This is a genomic window from Ruminococcus sp. RTP21484sp1_RTP21281st1_A8_RTP21281_210402, assembly GCF_040914025.1.
Classification (GTDB): domain Bacteria; phylum Bacillota; class Clostridia; order Lachnospirales; family Lachnospiraceae; genus Blautia_A; species Blautia_A faecis.
The window spans coordinates 36,580-55,346 of the sequence record NZ_JBCPGE010000016.1; the positions used below are offsets into that span (position 1 = coordinate 36,580).

Annotated in this window: 17 protein-coding genes and 1 pseudogene; all 18 read right to left on the reverse strand. The window is 42.2% G+C overall.

Going from position 1 to position 18,767, the window contains the following annotated elements; genetic code table 11:
* Positions 1-4 precede the first annotated feature (4 nt).
* Positions 5-67, reverse strand: a pseudogene (locus tag AB5170_RS09440) (DUF6783 domain-containing protein); the annotation flags it as partial.
* 177 nt (positions 68-244) lie between these two features.
* A complete protein-coding gene (locus tag AB5170_RS09445) occupies positions 245-559 on the reverse strand; it encodes a septum formation initiator family protein (RefSeq protein WP_226815895.1) in 315 nt (104 codons plus the stop codon).
* Positions 513-1,016 (reverse strand): spore cortex biosynthesis protein YabQ, encoded by a 504-nt coding sequence (gene yabQ, locus AB5170_RS09450; protein ID WP_368361618.1) that lies wholly within the window; start codon positions 1,014-1,016, stop codon positions 513-515. Before yabQ ends, AB5170_RS09445 begins: the two co-directional genes overlap by 47 nt.
* A 3-nt stretch (positions 1,017-1,019) precedes the next feature.
* The gene (gene yabP, locus AB5170_RS09455; RefSeq protein ID WP_118581555.1) at positions 1,020-1,301 is read right to left on the reverse strand and encodes a sporulation protein YabP; all 282 of its coding nucleotides are present in this window, start codon (positions 1,299-1,301) and stop codon (positions 1,020-1,022) included.
* A 101-nt stretch (positions 1,302-1,402) separates the two neighbouring features.
* Positions 1,403-1,642, reverse strand: a complete 240-nt coding sequence (locus tag AB5170_RS09460; RefSeq protein WP_173773275.1) for an RNA-binding S4 domain-containing protein — start codon at positions 1,640-1,642, stop codon at positions 1,403-1,405.
* A 72-nt stretch (positions 1,643-1,714) separates the two neighbouring features.
* Entirely contained in the window at positions 1,715-1,990 is a 276-nt protein-coding gene (locus tag AB5170_RS09465; RefSeq protein WP_117851504.1) for an HU family DNA-binding protein, read from the reverse strand.
* A 71-nt stretch (positions 1,991-2,061) separates the two neighbouring features.
* Positions 2,062-3,045 carry a CotS family spore coat protein gene (locus AB5170_RS09470; protein WP_368361619.1) on the reverse strand — a complete coding sequence of 328 codons (984 nt, stop codon included), beginning with the start codon at positions 3,043-3,045 and terminating at the stop codon, positions 2,062-2,064.
* Positions 3,046-3,123: 78 nt separating this feature from the next.
* On the reverse strand, positions 3,124-4,464 hold the full coding sequence (locus AB5170_RS09475; protein ID WP_195409157.1) for a CCA tRNA nucleotidyltransferase: 1,341 nt from the start codon (positions 4,462-4,464) through the stop codon (positions 3,124-3,126).
* A gap of 134 nt (positions 4,465-4,598) precedes the next feature.
* Positions 4,599-6,038: a proline--tRNA ligase gene (gene proS, locus AB5170_RS09480; RefSeq protein ID WP_148463164.1), complete on the reverse strand. Its 1,440-nt coding sequence runs from the start codon at positions 6,036-6,038 to the stop codon at positions 4,599-4,601.
* A 506-nt stretch (positions 6,039-6,544) separates the two neighbouring features.
* A complete protein-coding gene (locus tag AB5170_RS09485; protein ID WP_195409156.1) occupies positions 6,545-8,698 on the reverse strand; it encodes an LTA synthase family protein in 2,154 nt (717 codons plus the stop codon).
* 16 nt (positions 8,699-8,714) lie between these two features.
* Positions 8,715-9,200 carry a dCMP deaminase family protein gene (locus AB5170_RS09490; protein ID WP_118581740.1) on the reverse strand — a complete coding sequence of 162 codons (486 nt, stop codon included), beginning with the start codon at positions 9,198-9,200 and terminating at the stop codon, positions 8,715-8,717.
* A gap of 82 nt (positions 9,201-9,282) precedes the next feature.
* The gene (rpiB, locus tag AB5170_RS09495) at positions 9,283-9,717 is read right to left on the reverse strand and encodes a ribose 5-phosphate isomerase B (RefSeq protein ID WP_173770842.1); all 435 of its coding nucleotides are present in this window, start codon (positions 9,715-9,717) and stop codon (positions 9,283-9,285) included.
* Positions 9,714-10,757: an L-threonylcarbamoyladenylate synthase gene (locus tag AB5170_RS09500; protein ID WP_347088245.1), complete on the reverse strand. Its 1,044-nt coding sequence runs from the start codon at positions 10,755-10,757 to the stop codon at positions 9,714-9,716. Before AB5170_RS09500 ends, rpiB begins: the two co-directional genes overlap by 4 nt.
* Positions 10,758-10,841: 84 nt before the next feature.
* Positions 10,842-13,115, reverse strand: coding sequence for a DUF2298 domain-containing protein (locus AB5170_RS09505; RefSeq protein WP_368361620.1), 2,274 nt, complete (start codon positions 13,113-13,115; stop codon positions 10,842-10,844).
* Complete coding sequence (locus AB5170_RS09510; protein ID WP_148463158.1) at positions 13,099-15,081, reverse strand: hypothetical protein; 1,983 nt, start codon at positions 15,079-15,081, stop codon at positions 13,099-13,101. Before AB5170_RS09510 ends, AB5170_RS09505 begins: the two co-directional genes overlap by 17 nt.
* 109 nt (positions 15,082-15,190) lie before the next feature.
* Complete coding sequence (locus AB5170_RS09515) at positions 15,191-15,877, reverse strand: N-acetylmuramoyl-L-alanine amidase (RefSeq protein WP_226815392.1); 687 nt, start codon at positions 15,875-15,877, stop codon at positions 15,191-15,193.
* A 191-nt stretch (positions 15,878-16,068) separates the two neighbouring features.
* Complete coding sequence (locus AB5170_RS09520; protein ID WP_148463157.1) at positions 16,069-17,727, reverse strand: glycosyl hydrolase family 18 protein; 1,659 nt, start codon at positions 17,725-17,727, stop codon at positions 16,069-16,071.
* A gap of 418 nt (positions 17,728-18,145) precedes the next feature.
* The gene (locus AB5170_RS09525) at positions 18,146-18,313 is read right to left on the reverse strand and encodes a hypothetical protein (RefSeq protein WP_227200025.1); all 168 of its coding nucleotides are present in this window, start codon (positions 18,311-18,313) and stop codon (positions 18,146-18,148) included.
* Positions 18,314-18,767: the final 454 nt, after the last annotated feature.

Sequence of the window (18,767 nt, forward strand, 5' to 3'; positions counted from 1 at the left end):
CCCTTTACAGCCTTACAGTGCCAGAGCCTGTTTGAAAAAGCATTCCTGCAAGCTGCACGCCCCACTGTTCATGTAGTCTTTAACTGCTGCCCTTGTTTTTGCAAAGGAATGCTGCATTCACATCATCTTCGGCAGCACCTTATGCCTATTATAGGGGACAGGTATGAAAATATATGTCAAACAAAGACGACCATATTGAAAAATATATCGTCAGAAACTTCCAAACTTCGTTTTTCCCAGAACCTTACTTCTCCTCCTGAAAAATAATCTCATTCTCCTTCACAAGACCCAGCTTCTCTCTGGCGGCCTGCTCTGCGTACTCATCCGTGAGCATATACTGCTTCAGATCTTCAATCTCCTGAGTGCGCGCCTGCTCTTCCTCAATCTGCTGGCTTAATGCCTCTGCCCTGGTCTCATAGCCGGCAAGAGATTCCTTAAGGTCCCGGCTCTGTGCCATAAGCGTCAGAATCAGAATCAGAACGATCAGAGAAATACCGAACATCCCGAGATGATTATACCCTATTGTCTTTTTTCTTCGTTTTTTCCCTGATTTTCCCAAACTTCCTGCCTCTTCTCATCTGCAAACGATTTCTGGTACTATTTTTGTACTGATTTGCAGATTGCTTAACTAAAATTTTACAACGTTTACAAAAAAATAGCAACCAATTTATATATTTTTTTGAAGTTTTTTTTACGAATCTGACAGGAACCTCCAGGATTATATAACAAATTTTTTCAAATAAAGGTTTTATTGTCAGATATGTAAGAAATGCCCCTGATATAATTCCCAAAAACAGAAAACTACGCAGGATTCCCTGGTTGATCCGGTAAATTCCTGCAAATACCAGAAGTCCTGCGCACACCCAATAAAGAAGGTCCAAAATCCCTCCTGCTGCCGGACTGCAGAAAATGAGCCTTCTTATTTCCTGAAGCAGGCTGTAGCAAAGGATCAGCACCGCACCCCCTACAAAAGCCCGGACGAAAAGCCAGATCTCATTGTAGATATATATGCTCATAGCTTAACGGAACAGCCTTGTAAATAATGGTTCTTCTTTTCGTGGGGAATCTTTAGACAAATAGACAAGAGAATCCACATGTCCGGCAAGAGCAGCTTCTCCTTTTTCCAGGTTTAGTCCTTTTACATGAAGCCCGCTGCCGCGAATCTGCAGCTTCCCGTCAGCAGTCTGAAGAAGGATTTCCTTTTCATCAAAAGAAATCACATCCTTCACACCTGTGACAGATGCTTCTTTCCTGTTATCCAGTATCAGCTTATGGGAAATGTTCACAACCTTTTCTTCCAAATCCCTCTCTCCCAAATATGTGGGTTCACAGATAATCTATGAAATTTTCTGTTAAATTAGAACTTGCTTAAGTAATACTGTTTCCTTCATTCACAGAACTCTTAAACATACCTGTACAGATTCTCAACTTCTTCCTTCTTCACAGTCTCTTTCACATCCAGCACTTCCACCTTCACATTGCGGCTTCCAAACTGGATTTCAATAGTATCTCCTGTCTTCACCTGGACAGAAGCCTTGGCCGGCTTATCATTTACAAGCACTCTTCCTGCATCACATGCCTCATTTGCCACAGTTCTTCTCTTAATAAGGCGGGATACTTTCAAAAATTTATCTAATCTCATAATACTCTCCTATGTCAGAGCGTGTTTAAAAAAGGAGGAACTATAAAGTTCCTCCTGTAAAAGCTTACGCGATTATGCGTTTACCATATCTTTTAAAGCTTTACCAGCTTTAAATTTCGGAGCCTTGGAAGCTTCGATCTTCATGGTCTCACCAGTCTGAGGATTTCTTCCCTCTCTGGCAGCTCTCTCGCTGACTTCAAATGTACCAAAGCCAACTAACTGAACTTTCTCACCTTTTTTCAGTTCTTCTGATACAACGTCGATGAATGATTTTAAAACAGCTTCAACGTCCTTCTTGGACAGATTGGTTTCTTTCGCCATAGCTGCTACTAATTCAGTCTTATTCATGGTGTTTCCTCCTCTAAAGATTCTTCTATCTATATATATACCTTTTGCCCTGTATTGTCAAGGTTTTTGCGCTAGAAAGGGGATTTTCCAAAGCATTTTTCAGGGAAATCTCCCCATATTTTCTTCTGGGCAATTACCTTTTCCAGCTTTTCCGTATTCTTGCCGGAAATCCATGCTTTGTTATGAGAAAAGTAGTAATTTGCCAGTTTCCAGTATTTTTCCGGATATGTGAAACGGATTTGCAGGTTTTCCCATTCTCCAGAGGAAATAGGACGTATTTTGTCATATTGCTCCAGCATCCGCCTGGCCAGAAAAACATCCCAATTATATTTTTCCAGGATTTTTCGCATAAAACAGTACAGGTCGCTGATCTGCATATCAAAGCTGAAGTGATCAAAATTTGTCACAGCAGCCTGATTTTTACAAAGAAGAACATTGTGCTGATTATATTCGCCATGACATAGAAGCCCCTCTTCGCCCGCCTTGTCCCTTAGTTTTTCATAGTCCGACTTTACAAGCATTTCCAGTGCTTTTTCCCCTTTTTCCAGAAACCACTGCACACTGCCCAGAAATTCCTTTTCAAATCTGGCACTGGCACCTTTCTGGCGGATAAACTTACGGATCTTGCGGATTTCCTGATTATGCCTTGTATATTCATCTGCAAGGGAACGCGCCATGTAGGCTTTTTCCACAGGCATATTCATAAATTTATGTACCCTTGCCAGAATCTGCACACTTCTTATAATATCTTCCCTGGACTTGGTGTCACACTCTCTGCCTTCATACCAGTTCTGAAGGGTATAAGGAATATTATCCTTATCTCTGGTAACCAAAGAGCCTTCCTGATTTTCAATAAAAGTATCAACCAGACAGCCTTCCTGGGAAAGTTTTTTTAACACTTCCTGCTGAAAAAGCAGTTTTTTTTCGGAGCCGTGAAACTCTCTAAGGAGCAGAATTCCCTGTTCTGTACGACATACCAATGCTCCCCGGGTCCTGGACGAAGATTTCACTTCAATTCCATACTGGGTCAGGGTGCTAAGACCATAATCATACAATAAAAATCCCCCCGTCACTCACATATGCCAAAGGTCTTCAGATACCTTCTATCTTATGAGTGGGAGGGATATGTTATTCTAAAGAAGTTTTTTATCGGCTGCAAAAGCAAGGGAAAGAAGTGATTCTTTCTTGTTCAGTTCCGGATTCTCCAGAACAGCATCCAAAAGCTCATGAAGCACACTTCCCATTTCTTTTCCAGGCTTCATTCCAGCTGCGATCAGGTCACTGCCAGTAATTGCAAGACCTTTCATGGAAACACATTCGCCTTTTTCCATAATTTCTTCCCAAGTCATTCGAACTCCGGCCTGACGAGCAGCTTTTTCTTCCCCACGGTAATCACTTTTCGCTTTGTTATCCGCATACTGGACTTCCATCCACATGGGAAAAAGATCTTCCCCAACTACATTGATGGCTTTCCGCACCTCGGCCGGTGCCGGAGTCGGGCGCAGATCATGCCAGCGGATCAGCCGGCTCACTCTGGAAATGGTGTCATTGTCAAACTTCAGACGGCGCAAAATTTCCTTGGACATTTTTTCTCCCACAGAAGCATGTGTTTTGAAATGATCCCTGCCGTTTTCGTCTGTTTTTCGTACAACAGGTTTGGCAATGTCGTGAAGGAGCATGGTCAGCCTTAACACCTTATCCTCCCTCACATACAAAAGGCTGTGGAGAATGTGTTCTCCCACATTATAGCAGTGGTGTGGAGTGTTCTGAGGTGTCTCCATACAGCGGTCAAATTCCGGCAGAAATTCACTGGTAACTCCTGCTTCATATGCAATCCGCAGATAATCCGGATGAGGGGACACCAGAAGTTTTACAAGTTCCACCTGGATCCGCTCTGCGCTTACATGTTTTAAATTTGGTGCAAGCACAGAAAGAGCTTTTCTGGTCTCTTCTTCCAGGGAAAAGCCAAGCTGCGCAGAAAAACGTACAGCACGCATAATGCGAAGAGCGTCTTCTGTAAAACGCTCCAGAGGATCACCAACACAGCGGATCACCTTGTTTTCCAGGTCTTTCTGCCCTTCAAAAAGGTCCACCAGCCCTTTCCTGGGATTGTAGGCCATGGCGTTGATGGTAAAGTCCCGACGCTTCAAATCTTCTTCCAGGCAGGCCGTAAAGGTTACTTCTTTCGGGTGACGGCCATCTTCATACTCGCCATCCACCCGGTAGGTGGTAACCTCGAATCCCTCTTTTTCAAGCAGCACTGTTACGGTTCCGTGAGCGATTCCTGTATCTACCGTTCTGTGAAACAGGGCTTTGACCTGCTCCGGCTTGGCTGAGGTTGTGATGTCCCAGTCATTTGGAGTTCTTCCAAGAAGGGCATCGCGGACACAGCCACCTACTGCATAGGCCTCATAACCAGCTTTTTCCAGAATATTTATAATCATTTCAACTTTTTGTGGAATTTCAAATACCATCTTTATCACCTGCCTCTGATTTAAAACAAAATTTCTCCTCATACACTTCTCTGCCTTGAAAAACAAAGCGGGGCAAAATAATTTTGCCCCTTTTTGACTACTGATTGCAAAATAAACAGCAATCCCTTTTGTTATTAATAAGCACGTCCCCAGTATACCATTTTCTTGGCAGGTTTTCCACAGCATACACAGACATCGCTTAAATGTTCCTGCTCAAACGGCATACATCTGGATGTTGCCTGAACGTCTTCTTTGATCTTATCTTCGCACTCACGGTTGCCGCACCACATAGCTTTTACAAAACCAGGTTTTGTGTTGATGGTCTCCTTGAATTCTTCGTAATTTGTTGCTACATAGGTGTGAGCATCTCTGTGGGCTCTTGCACGCTCCAGCATTTCCTTCTGCATGGTGTCCAGAACTTCCTGAACCTTAGCAGCAAGCTCTTCGAACTTCACAATATATTTCTCTCTGGTATCTCTTCGGCAGATAACAGCCTGTCCGCTCTCGATATCCTTCGGACCGCACTCAATTCTTACCGGAATACCACGCATTTCCTGCTCTGCGAATTTGAATCCCGGGCTCTTGTCTGTAACGTCTGCTTTTACACGGATTCCAGCTGCTTTCAAAATCTGTGTCAGCTCCTCTGTTTTCTCCAGAACGCCCTCTTTTCTCTGCTGGATCGGGATTACAACAGCCTGGACCGGAGCAATTCTTGGTGGAAGAACAAGTCCGCTGTTGTCTCCATGAACCATGATCAGAGCACCGATCATACGAGTTGTCATTCCCCAGGATGTCTGGTGTACATACTGAAGCTGGTTGTTTTTATCTGTGTACTGGATGCCGAATGCTCTTGCAAATCCATCACCAAAGTTATGGCTGGTTCCAGACTGAAGTGCTTTTCCATCATGCATCAGAGACTCGATTGTGTAAGTAGCCTCTGCACCTGCAAATTTCTCTTTCTCTGTCTTCTGACCTTTAATAACCGGGATTGCAAGTACTTCCTCGCAGAAGTCTGCATACAGGTTCAGCATCTGGATGGTACGTTCTTTTGCTTCCTCAGCTGTAGCGTGGGCAGTATGTCCTTCCTGCCATAAGAACTCACGGGAACGAAGGAACGGACGGGTTGTTTTCTCCCAGCGAACTACTGAGCACCACTGATTATATACTTTCGGAAGATCTCTGTGGGACTGGATCTCTTTCTGATAGAAATCACAGAACAGAGTCTCGGATGTAGGACGTACGCAAAGGCGCTCCTGAAGAGGATCAAGTCCGCCGTGTGTTACCCATGCAACTTCCGGTGCAAATCCCTCTACGTGATCCTTCTCTTTGTCCAGAAGGGATTCCGGAATGAACATTGGCATGTATACATTCTCTACGCCTGTCTCTTTGAATCTGCGGTCAAGCTCTTTCTGGATATTCTCCCAGATTGCATATCCTGCCGGTTTGATTGCCATACATCCCTTTACACTTGTATAGCCGCAAAGTTCCGCTTTTTTTACAACATCGGTATACCACTGTGCAAAATCCACATCCATGGATGTGATAGCTTCTACCATTTTCTTTTCTTTTGCCATGATTTTTCTCCTTTTTGATTTTCTAATATTTAAACGCCAGGGAAATCTGGTAAATTCCATGTATTATTTGAAAAACACATAAAAAAAGACCTTCCATCCCTGCAAAAGGGACCGAAAGGCTTCGGCGGTACCACCCTGATTAACACTGGAAATGACTGCTCCACTGCTCACTCAATTATCCTGATAACGTAGGACAGACGCCGCACTTCAATTGTGCGGAGCTCTGAGGCCGGTTCCATGACTTGCGCACAAAATCCTCACACCATTGCCTGTCGGCCTGGATTTCTCTCTGAGATTGCTCCTCATGTACTATTCTCTTCATTGCCACTTCATTTATTTAATTTGCTCGTTAAGTCTTGTTTATTTTATGCGAAATTTTCCCATATGTCAAGTGGCGAAACAGAAAATACCCAGACAAAAAACAGCCAGAGGTTACTGTTCACTCCGTTCACAGTAACAGCCAGAGTTACCATCCACCGCATCTGTTTTGTCCGGGTACTTTTTTATTACTTCAATGTAAACAAGCTCTCTATTACATCTTTTTTCTCAAACTGGTTGTTATATTCCAGGATATTGTAATCCGTCATCAGTTTTTTATAATCATCCGGAAGCGCATCATTTGCATACCAGTTTCCATCTTTGTCGCAAACAGCACCAACTCCGATGATTGGAAGCTGCTCTTTCAGATTCATAAGGAACTGGTTGTAGCCTGGCATTTCAAGACCAGCCAGCTGAAGCATATAGCTTCCCAGATAATTAGCACTGAAATCTTCCTCTACTGTCTCAGATGGATAATTTGTCCAGATCACATAAGGAGTTGTATAGGACTGCTGGCTTTCAACAAGTCCCAGGCTCTGCCTGTTGCCGCCTAAAAGTTTCGCCATAAATTCTTCTTCAATCTTAGGCCAGTGATCCCCAAACATAACAATCATGGTAGGCTCATCTACTTTTTCAAAGTACTCCAGCAATTCCTTAAATGCTGAATCAGATTCTCTTGCCAACGATAAATACGTTTCAGCCAGAGGATACTCTGTATCATATCCAAGCTTTACAGTAGGTTCAAATCCAGCTCTGTCTTCTACTGTATAACCGCCATGATTCTGCATGGTTACACAGAATGTAAATAATTTTTCATCCGCATCCTTCTCTTCATAAAGGCTGATGATCTTTTCAAATGTTGCTTTGTCACTTACATAATTTCGAAGAAGCTCTCTGTGTTCATCTCCCCAGTTCTCCAGGCTGATAAATTCATCAAATCCCATGCATGGATAAACAGAGGCCCGGTTCCAGTTATGAGCCTTGTTGGGATGCATGGCAATTGTGTAATATCCCTGGGATTTCAGGATATCTGCCAGACCATACTCCGGATCCCGCACATAAAGCTGATAAGGAACACTTCCGGATGGCAAAAAGCTCATACTGTTTCCTGTAAGAGCCTCATATTCAGAGCGTGCAGTTCCGGCTCCGAATGTAGGTACATGAAGCTGTCCATGTTTTACATTTTTGTTAAGGCTTCTTATGTATGACAAAATTTCTACATTTGACTTTATTTCACCTACATTTTCAAAATCTGTAAGACTTTCATTCATAATCAGGATAATATTTTTCGGTGTTACTGTTTCAGAAGTATCTGCAGCTGTATTATCAACACTTTCTTCAGACTCACTCTTGTCTGTCTCTGAAACAATATTCTCCCCATCTTCAATTTCCTGTGCCAGTTCTACGGTTTTTCCAACAGAATAGCCTTCTGGCTGCTCGATATAAAAATACTTGATTTCCTTAACAAGAGAGGAAATGTAGCCCTGTTCTTTATAAATACGGTTAATCTGCCATAAAGTAACAGCGTCAAGCTTCTGGAGGATAGGTCTTATAGTAAAACATAATGTAATCACGATCACAGCCAGTACACCAAACCGGGCAGCTGTATTCTTTCTGCTCTTTTTTCCAAGCTCCAGTTTCTGGAATTTCAGTACAAACTCACCAAATACCAGGGCATAGATCAGTGGAATTCCAAGCATCAGTTTGATTTTGAAGCTATATTCTCCAACAACTTCTGCTGCCGTTCCCATTCCTACAATGTCAAGAAGCTGGAATGGTTCTCCACGGAATTCCATTACATAATAGTTTACCATTGCAAGGATTATAAAAAGGTAACACAACGCAGAAGAAGCAATATTGATTTTCCTGAATAAAATAATAAGTATTATAAAAAATATTGCATAAATAATAAGATTCAGTGTCAAATAAGGCTGCTCCATCAGTAATGACATCTTAACCAGGCCTTTAAATGTTGACACTGCCTTATTCTTATATCCCGACACCCAGGTGACCATCTGGACAAGCATAAATACAATTCCAGGAGTTGCCAACAGCAATACGACATCTGCTATTTTCAAAAAAGTGGTATTTTTAATTGCACTGCAGATTTTCTCCCCCCAGAACAGAAGAACAAGAAACAAAATATTTCCTGTAACAATTAGTAATATTTTAATGATTGTTCCTTTATATATACGATTTCCTTCGTTAATAAAAGTATATACCAACAATCCATCTATAAGCAGAAGCAAAGCAATGTTCAAAATGATTCCCAGTATCTTTTTCCATCTGTCATTCTTCGCTCTGCCCATATTCAAATCTGTATTTTCTTTCGTATTTTCCACAACAAACCTCTTTAACTTACACCGTCAGCGAAATCTCGCGTCCGGTTCTCTTGTATTGATAATAGCGTACACCGGCGGAGTCCAGCATTCTCTTGGAAGCAAGGACTGACGGAGTGCTTGCATATTTGTCACAATCATAGACCAGAGTCTTGATTCCTGCCTGGATGATTGCCTTGGCACACTCATTGCATGGAAAAAGAGTTACATACATTTTCGCTCCCTCAAGGCTTCCTCCACGGTAATTCAAAATCGCATTGAGCTCGCTATGGGTCACATACAGATATTTGGTATCCAGAGGCTCTCCCTCTCTTGCCCAGGGAAATTCATCATCGGAACAGCCTTTTGGGAAACCATTATATCCCATGGAAAGAATTTTATTATCATCGCTGACAATACACGCTCCTACCTGTGAATTGGGATCCTTGGAGCGCATGCCGGAAAGCATGGCAACTCCCATGAAATATTCGTCCCAGGTAAGGTAACCTTCTCTTTTGTGGTTCAGATCTGCCGCGGCACTTACAGGCGCGATCTGTATATTCCCGGTGTTTTTCTGATTTGTGTTCTCCATAGAAGAGCTCTCCTTCCTATTCCGTCTCGATCTGAGCAATTCGGCGGATATGTCTCTCATCTCCTGAAAATGGTGTATTCAGGAAAGTATCCACAATCTTAACTGCAAGTCCAGGTCCAACTACACGTCCTCCAAGCGCAAGGATGTTTGCGTCATTGTGAAGTCTGGTTGCTTCAGCAGTAAAGCAATCTGTACATACTGCTGCACGAATTCCCTTAATTTTGTTTGCAGTGATAGAAATACCAATACCAGTTCCGCATACAAGGATTCCTAGCTCACACTCTCCTTCCAGAATCCCATGTGCAACTTTCTTTGCATAGATCGGATAGTCTGTGGATTCTGTGCTGTAGCAGCCGTAATCCTTATACTCAATATTCTTTTCTTCCAGATATTTGATAATCTCCTGTTTCAGTTCAAATCCGCCATGATCACTACCTAATGCTACTCTCATTGTTCTTCTCTCCTTATATTGATTATTTTGTGACCGGCTGCTTTTAGAAGCCGGTTCATAATTGCCTGTCCCATTTTTGGGGTATAAAAAGCTTCGGAATAAATTTTGCTTACCTGGCACTGATCGAATTCACGCAGCACCTCATAAAGGTTATGAGCAATGGTTTCCTCTGCCTCTCTGCTTCCAATACACTTCACAGTTCCACAGGGATATCTGGAAATAGTCTCCTCTGTGGCAATAATCCCCGCCTGAAGTCCATTTGCCTGATCTTCCTTTACAAACTGATTAATGGCATTTATTACTTCTTCTGTGGGGCCCTCCACAATTGCAAGATCTGCTTTCGGTGCATAATGCCGATATTTCATTCCCGGCGCCTTGGGATGAACTTTACTATCAGGCTTTATAAGACCTTTGTCCATTCTCACATCACCAAGAACCTCCTGGAGCATTTCCAGTGAAATATAACCGGGTCTTAAAACCACCGGCACGTCCTCGGTAAAATCTACAATCGTTGACTCCAGGCCAATTCCCACAGGACCTCCATCAATGATCATCTCAATGGCATCCCCTAAGTCCTCCTCAACATGCTGTGCTGTAGTCGGGCTTGGCCGTCCGGAAGTATTTGCACTTGGCGCTGCCACGTATCCCCCTGCCTGCAAAATAAGCTCCGCTGCAATGGGATCACTTGGAAAACGCACAGCTACACTGTTGAGACCACCAGTTGTCTCCAATGGAACCAGGTCTGATTTCTCAAAAATCATAGTCAGGGGACCAGGCCAGAATTTCTCTGCCAGTATCTTCGCCTTCTCCGGTACTTCCTTTACAATTGGAACCAGCGCATTTAAATCTGCAATATGAACGATCAACGGGTTATCCGAAGGACGTCCCTTGGCTGCATATATCTTCTTCGAAGCCATAGGATCCAGTGCATTTCCTCCAAGACCGTAAACAGTTTCTGTAGGGAATGCCACCAGTCCTCCCTGTTTCAATATCTCTCCGCCTCTGGCAAGTGCCGCATGGTCGATAGCATCTGCCGTCATGGCTACAATTTCTGCTTTCATTTTAGTCCAGCTTTCTATTATTTTTTCAGCATTCTTTAATATAACACCTGTTTAAAAACCTTGTCAATCCACCTTAACAATATAAGTGCCGGAATCTTCATCCATAAATACAATTTCTCCAAGTGACTGAAGAAGTGCATTATTCAGGCTGTCCTCATATTTCTCTCTTTCTTTAGAGCCCACAAAGATATAGGAAACACCATATTCCGTAAGAAGAGCTCTTACCTGGGTCTCATCCTGTGAAGTATAAATACTCATAATATCTGCCTGTTTCCGGTTCAGATCATCTGTATCATTCCTCCAGAGCCATTCGTGTACATACCAGCCAAGAATTGTTGGAAGACCTGTAGCTGCAGAAACACGCTCATAACCGCTGTAGCTGTCACCGTTTGCCTCCAGCACTACCGGAGCCCCTTTAATATTCTCCTTTAGCCATTGGATTGCAGACACATCCTCTGAAAAATCCGTATCCAGATAGCCCAGAGCATAAAGCCCCTGATAGCCTGACGGATTCAAAACCTTTCCAAACCAGGAATCCACACTTTTTCCAAAATATCCTACCGTCCAGATCAGGAAAAACAGACAGATTCCGGAAATGATCTTAAATACTTTCTGTCTGCTAACAGCCAGAAGTCTGTAAATTCCATATCCCATAGTCAGTGCAAACATAATATATGCCTGATAAGTAAGCTTGAACATAGTGTTTGCCCTGGCATTTCCATTTTCATAAATATCACGCACGTAAACAAATTCCGGGATTACCACCAGACCAATAGCGCAAAGTCCCATAATAATGGCAAAAAGATCTGCCGTGCGGATAGCTTTCATAAGACGGTACAGGCTCTTGTGCTCCATCCCCCGCAGCTTTTCCCAGAGAATAGAAATTACAAATGTAATGGTAAGAACTGCCGGAAGTCCCCAGAGAACCAGCAGCTGGTAGAAATAGGAATGGTACTTGGCAATTCCTATTCCATCCACCATAGTGTCAAACTGTAAGGTAAATGGCAGGATCACAAGATAGGCAAGCAGATAGATTTCTGCCATTTGTGCAAAAGTTACAACCATGATTTTCTTTATTTTTCCCTGGAAACGGATAATATTGGCAAAAAGCACCGTTCCAAGAGTTACTACATAATAAATTACAAAATCCCAGAAATTTGTCCACTGAAACATTCCGAGAAGCGCACTGATTACCAGAAGATGAGGCATAAGAAGCTGCTCTTTCCAGAATTTTCCATCTTTCATGGAAGTCTCAACCGGTACTGTTTTCTTGCGCACACCCCTTAGCCATACATAAAGAAATGCTATTACAAGAAGTACAAACATAATATTTACCACATGAGCATGAAGATCTCCCAGTACAAAAGAATAGCAGGGAAATTCATGTATCGTCCGGTCTTCCTCACGATATGGATTATATCCTATATAGCGGGTAGCATCCGGAAACCAGTAACTGCTCACTTCCTTACCTGTCAGCTTCTCAATCAGGGGAATGATCTGCGCATAAATTACGTAATGCATATTTCCTGCAATGGAAACAGCTGTACCAGCTGTAAATCCAGCTGCAAAAGGAAGTCCTTTTATTACTTTTTCGCTTTTTTGCTGTCCCTTCATACGGTCTGACATCATCTGGTAAACAAGGGAAAATGGCATTGCAAAAGCCAGTCCGGCTACAAAAGTACGCATAAGATTGTAAGTCAGTTCCACCTTTGTATGGGAAAGCTTGGTAAGAAAAACAGCAAAATACTGACCGCCATAATAATAATTAATATGTCCTTCTGAATACCACAGATCTCTTGCCGGAAGTGTGGTGCTTCTCATCATAGCTTCCATAAAACCATAATCCATGAACTTCTCGGTTCCATATGCAGCAGGGCGGAATCCTGCCAGATATGTCCACATAAGAAATGCAAGGAAAAACAATAATTCTTCCCAGTAAATCAGAGAAATCCTGTCAACTGGAAAACATTCTGTCTTTTCTTTTGATTCCTTTCGAAGAAGGAAAAAACAGATAACTGCGCATAGGATTGTTACAGCAGCACAAGTCAGGGCATTAAAAGGGATTAGTCTGATAGCTGTCAGAAACCAGGTAAGAAAACCTGTTGCAGCAATCGCCAGTACCTTAGAAAAAATCCATCCTTTGTCCTCAAAACGCCAGAACAGTCTTCCTGTAACAGGCATTGCAGCAAATCCCATCACTCCCGCCAGAAGCCACCAAGTCCAGAAAGTCCACACATCACCTTTCAGTAAAAATGCAGATAGGCCAAGCAGCACCACCGCCAGCAGAAGTTTAATTATTGTTTGTGTACTGATTTTTTTCTTATTCTTTTGTTCCATAAATTCTTATTCTCCCGTCATCTGACTGATACACCAGAGGATATGTATCCGCAATCACATCTTCGCGGCATTCTTTCTCCTCAAATTTCATACCTTCCTCAAAAAGGATATATGTAATTTGTTCTTCCTCAACTGTTTTCTTTAGTACCTGTGCGCTGGCTGTTGTATAGATTTCTACTGCCCTGGCAGCCCTGTAATAAGTGTCATAGCCTGCGGACCATGCATAATAAGGCCATCCCAGATACATCATAACCCCTGACATAGTGACTTCATTTATACTGTATTCCGGTGTCAAAATCAGATCGTCTTTTTTCAGATTTTCTGCAAGCCAGCTGGTCAGTCCACTGTTCAGGTTCACAGAAACCCGATGTCCCGAATCATTATCTTTTAGGATTACTGCAAAATCATAAATTCCTGTTATGGTCAGACTAAGTGCCAGAATCAAACTCAAAATTTTCCCAACAGCACCTTTCCAATGGAACAATCTGCTTACAGCTCCACCCCAGAAAACAGCAAGGAATGCATAAGATATTATAATATATTTATGATTCACGTTTATATCTGGTGTAAGAGACGCCACAAATGCAAAGATTGTTGGGAAAAGTATACTCACTGCAACTGCTCTTTCCATTTTTTTCAGAAAAAACAGCAGTACTAAAACGCCAAGGAAAACAATGCCGCTTATTTCAAATAAATATACAGCTATGCCTGGAAGTGATTTCTTTTCTGCCAGAAATCCAAAATATACAGAAGGTGATACAACACTTCCCCATACAAACATTTTAGATTGAATTTCCGAGAACACAACTGTCACGATTGCCAGAATCAGATAGTCAAGTTTTCCATCAGAAAAAAAGGCAAATCCCATAAGAATCAGAAGACATGCAATTACAGCAGCTCCATTCCAAAATGAACACAGACCCAATAGCATTCCGGCAAAAAGAGCTGTATCAGGTTTCTTAAACATCCATGCTTTTTTTGTAAGAAATCTGTTCTTCAGCCACAATATTCCCTTATCTTTCTCTGCACAGCTTTCTTCCACCCAGTCCAGGAAAATCCATAATACCAGCGCAGCCATCAAAAGACCAAATCCCAAGTGCCGCTGATTCAAATATACATTAAAATTCCAAAGTCCCCAGTTCTCATTGGGGGTATATCCAATAAAAGCAGTATTCCCGGCCAGAGTCTCCCACAAATCACCAGCCTGTAAATGTTCATATGCAAATCTGAAAAAAGCAGTTCCACTTCGAAATACAACAAACAAAACAGAAAGCACTCCGGCACTCATACTGCCAAAGAACCTTTTCGCCATAGAATACAGCATGATAAAGAAGCACCAGAGTGACAGACTGCTTACGGCATTGTACGCTATATCAATTCTCATTCCAAGATATTCCAGGTTTCCTGTCAGAAACTGAAACATAAAATGGTATTTTACATCTTCACCACCAAAATGAGGATACTGCGTGGGGAAATTATTTCCCAGCGAAAATGATCTCATCATCGCTGTATGAGGGGCATAATCTCCAAATACAGTAAATCCGGAATACAAATATCCGTCACTAACATGAAATACAAATACCATGATCCAGGTAATTCCCGCCAGTAAAATCAATAAGAACACGATTTCTTTCGCTGGAGGAACCTCGCCGGAAAGTCTTTTAATAAATTTCCCAAAAGAACCTTTTCTTCTATAACAGCACAAGAGCAAAAATATCCCCACAGCTGCCATCACCATCAGATTTGCTCCAAAGAGGGGGTTCTCCGCTTCAGAGTACACGCTTAGCAGCCATGCTGCTATATAGACAGCCCAGGTCATAAGCAGCACACCACTTCCAAATGACGCTGCAAAAGTCACCCACAAGGGCGTGATTCCTTTTTCTCTCATTCTTTGTTCCGGCAAAAAATTATGGGTAATTTCCCTACCCAATAATGCTGCCAGAATCAGATAAACACATCCTAACATGGTATTTTCCCTCGCTTATTTTTTCCAGTCCAGTATAGCAGAATCCACAGCTTCTGAAAAGTGTATAGTTTTTGATAAACTGAAATGTTTTTTCATTAACAGAGGATTCTCATTGTTCATTATTTTTTATGTATTCTTCCACACCGTCAGCCACTGCTGCCGCTACTTTTTCCTGATAATCATCCTGTAACAGTTTTCCGGCTTCTTCCGGGTTCGTAAGGAATCCACACTCCACAATATTCAATATCCCCGGGCTTCGTTTCAAAAGATAATAAGTAGTATTTCCTTTCGCCTGCCTTGGCCGCTCCACCTCAAGATAATCATTCAGTTTCTCCTGAATTATTTCCGCCAGTTCTTCTCCCTTAACAGAGTCCCGATAATAGAAAACCTGAGGACCCTTCACCCCAGAATCTTCGTAACTGTTCTGATGGATACTTACTGCAAGTACAGGCTTTACTTCCTGAATAAGAAAAATCCTTTTTTGCATATCCTGTACTTTCTTATTATTAGAGTCTTCATCGTATAATCCCACGTCTGTTTCCCTGGTCATAACCACCTGAAAATCTTTCTTTTCCAATGCACTTTTCACTTTCAGGCCAATGGCAAGATTTACATCCTTCTCCTTCAGACCGTCTATCCCGATCATACCTGGATCCATTCCTCCATGACCACAATCCACCACAATTACCTGCTTCTGATTCATCTCTACCGATACTGCTGCCGCCTCGCGGGAAAGATAATAAAAGCATATCAGCAAAAGACATCCCATAATCAGCTCCACTATATGCTTTTTCAATATAAAACACCCCCTGGCATATAATATATAATGTTATCGTTAAACTTTCGTCTTTTGTCGCTGTTCACGACCTTCACATTATTTATATGTCTCAGAGAGTGTTTTTATCATTCGTGTATTAGAGCATGTTTGAAAAAGGCGTAACTGTTCAGTACCCTCACAGCAATATGCTTCGCAAAATAGTACCTGTTTTAATTAGACGCAGACAGATTATCTGTGATCACCTGCCAGATACTGCTATTCTCAAATCCCAATTTCCATGCTGCCACACCGGCAAGATTATATTTCTGTACCAGCTGTACCTTCGCTGCAATAGACTGAGAATCCTCAATCCAGATCTGGTAAGTGCATCCATCCTTCTCAAAGCTTCCATAATTCTGACTTACATCGCTGTCCCAGTATACCTGGGCATTATTTGTATTTACTACTTCCTGGGCAGTATCCATGCCAATTGCCTCACTGGATAAGCTGCCAGCTTCTGTTTTCCATAATCTTGTGTAAAATGGAACTGCATTGATCACACGCTGCGCCGGAACTTCAGCGATAGTATCCTGAATTCCCTTCTCTACCCATGGAAGAGACGCTACTGAGCCCGCTTCCTCGGATCCAACGTAGTGCTCGTCATATCCCATAATAATGACATAATCTACTACCTTGCCCTGTTCAGCCCTGTCATAATGACTGGTGAAATCCTCTGGAACCGGATTGTCTACGGAAAGAACAAGATTGTTCTTATGGCATTCTATAGAAAGCTCCCGGAGGAACTCCAGGAAATGAACGCCCACGTCCTCACTAAGCTGCTCGAAATCCACATTAATTCCATCAATTCCAGCTCCAACAGCTGCATTCACCAACTGTGAAACCAGATTCTGTCTGGAACTTGTTCTGGACAATACCTCATAAGTACTGATGTCCTGCGTAAAATTGTCCACAAGTCCCCATACCTTCAGCCCTTTTTCATGGGCAAGAGATACATAATCAGCTGTAGCATTGTTGATAATATTACCATTGTTGTCAGTTACATAGAACCAGGTTGGTGAAATTACATTCACTCCGGTCATATTCTGAATAGCCTCCGAAAGTCCTGCATTGGCATCTGTGGACATTACCTGATGCCATACCAGATTCACTGGCTGGTCCATGGTAAGATAAGTATAAGATTCCCCAACTGCTTCTCTGTCCATATTCAGATTCTGAATATCACTTACACTGCTCTTCTCTATATATCCGATATAACCATCCCATGTGGCTACCTGATCCCAGTTCTCCAGTTCTTCCATAAGGATCAGATTATCTCCTTTGTTTACCCTGGACAGTACTTCTGATTTGATTCCTCCACGGTAGCGCACATATGTATCCTTAGTTGCTGTGACAACTGATACGCCTGAAAAATCCTTCTGAATCGCTATACGGTTTGGCTGCTGGTACACATAAGTATCCAGATCTGTATATCTCTTTATAAAATCAAGGCTCAGATAAGCGGTTCCGTCCTTCAGCCATACATCACCGCCCGCCTCAGCGGAAGCAGGTGTATAAATCAGCTCCGACGGAGTAGCGTACAGAATCTGCTGACCTTCTTCATCCCAGTAATATCTCTGGTTCAGATAACTATCCACCACATCTACAGGAAGATATGGCTGTTCGCCAGACATAACTGCCTTCTGCTCCAGAATCTGGGTACCTACTATAATTACGGCTTCTGAATCGTCTGTCTGTCCATAATATTCAGTCAAATCCATCTGTTTCCTGGTAGGAATGCGGCGCATGATCAGGGTTGTAACAATTCCGATCAGGGTAACTGCTGCGATCAGCATGCATACCACTACTACAGGATTAATTCTTCTCTTCATAAAATATTTATCCTCTCAGTGAACGTCTAATTGATATCTGCTGCGGACTTTTCCACAGTCGATTATCATTATAACATATTTTTTTTCAGGATTGTATTACATAATTCGACTTTTTACAATTTGTTTACATTATTGAATGTTGGTATCTAGTACATCGAAAATTAAGTATCTGCTATATTGACGTAGGATGATTTTCTCATATGCAAGGCGGAGGAAGGAGGCGTAGCGGTGGCTACGGCGACTGACGACAACGCAGCAGATGAAAAATCAGACAAGTCAATATGGCAATTACTTAATATTCGATGTACTAGAATCATTCCTGCAATCAGCAGCACCGGAAATTTCTTCCTGCCAAAGCATGAGTAGGGGGAAACTGCTGGTCTTGAAGAAATTCCGGTATGTACTGAATATTCATGGTTTACAACTGCTGATCATCGATTACAAAATCGAAATCCACACGGGCTATATGCCCATTCTCGTCCTCTGTATAATCCCGCATATATCCTCCGCCATCTGCAATCTGACAGGCTTTTGCAATGGCTCTGGCATCACTGGGCAGCCCTTCCAGATAAAGAGCAATTCCCAATTCTTCATACTGATTCAGCTCACCCTCCAGCGATCTGCAGGATTCTTCCTTTCCTGATCGTGATATACGCTTCGTGTCCTAACCTCCTTTCCTCCTTTATGGATTCAGAAAACACCTGAATCATTTTGCAGAAAAAAGAGACGGAATGTGAGCTCATTTCATCTTCAGGGAATGCAAACACCGCCCCAGCTGATACGCTGCATGATAAATCGACGCTGTTTTTAGAAAAAATAGATGTTAATGTTAATATTTAATACGAATCTGTGTTATCTCTGTTCTCAATTGCTTGTGAGTCACAGATCCATTTCTTTTTTCTTGTTCCCCATTATACGGATTCATTTTCCATTATGCAATAGATTTTGACCAGTTTATTCTTTTTTTCCATTCTGTTTCGAAAAATTTAATAAGTTGCAACTGAAATTTACAAACTGAAATTACCTGTTTTTTTCCTATT

What these genes read in the sequence shown, in the direction of transcription:
- AB5170_RS09460 (WP_173773275.1), bottom strand. Translation starts at nt 1,642, where the DNA reads ATGAGATTAGATAAATTTTTGAAAGTATCCCGCCTTATTAAGAGAAGA.
- AB5170_RS09505 (WP_368361620.1), bottom strand. Translation starts at nt 13,115, where the DNA reads ATGGAACAAAAGAATAAGAAAAAAATCAGTACACAAACAATAATTAAA.
- AB5170_RS09520 (WP_148463157.1), bottom strand. Translation starts at nt 17,727, where the DNA reads ATGAAGAGAAGAATTAATCCTGTAGTAGTGGTATGCATGCTGATCGCA.
- yabQ (WP_368361618.1), bottom strand. Translation starts at nt 1,016, where the DNA reads ATGAGCATATATATCTACAATGAGATCTGGCTTTTCGTCCGGGCTTTT.
- rpiB (WP_173770842.1), bottom strand. Translation starts at nt 9,717, where the DNA reads ATGAGAGTAGCATTAGGTAGTGATCATGGCGGATTTGAACTGAAACAG.
- proS (WP_148463164.1), bottom strand. Translation starts at nt 6,038, where the DNA reads ATGGCAAAAGAAAAGAAAATGGTAGAAGCTATCACATCCATGGATGTG.
- AB5170_RS09500 (WP_347088245.1), bottom strand. Translation starts at nt 10,757, where the DNA reads ATGACGGCAGATGCTATCGACCATGCGGCACTTGCCAGAGGCGGAGAG.
- AB5170_RS09465 (WP_117851504.1), bottom strand. Translation starts at nt 1,990, where the DNA reads ATGAATAAGACTGAATTAGTAGCAGCTATGGCGAAAGAAACCAATCTG.
- AB5170_RS09510 (WP_148463158.1), bottom strand. Translation starts at nt 15,081, where the DNA reads ATGTTAGGATGTGTTTATCTGATTCTGGCAGCATTATTGGGTAGGGAA.
- AB5170_RS09475 (WP_195409157.1), bottom strand. Translation starts at nt 4,464, where the DNA reads ATGGTATTTGAAATTCCACAAAAAGTTGAAATGATTATAAATATTCTG.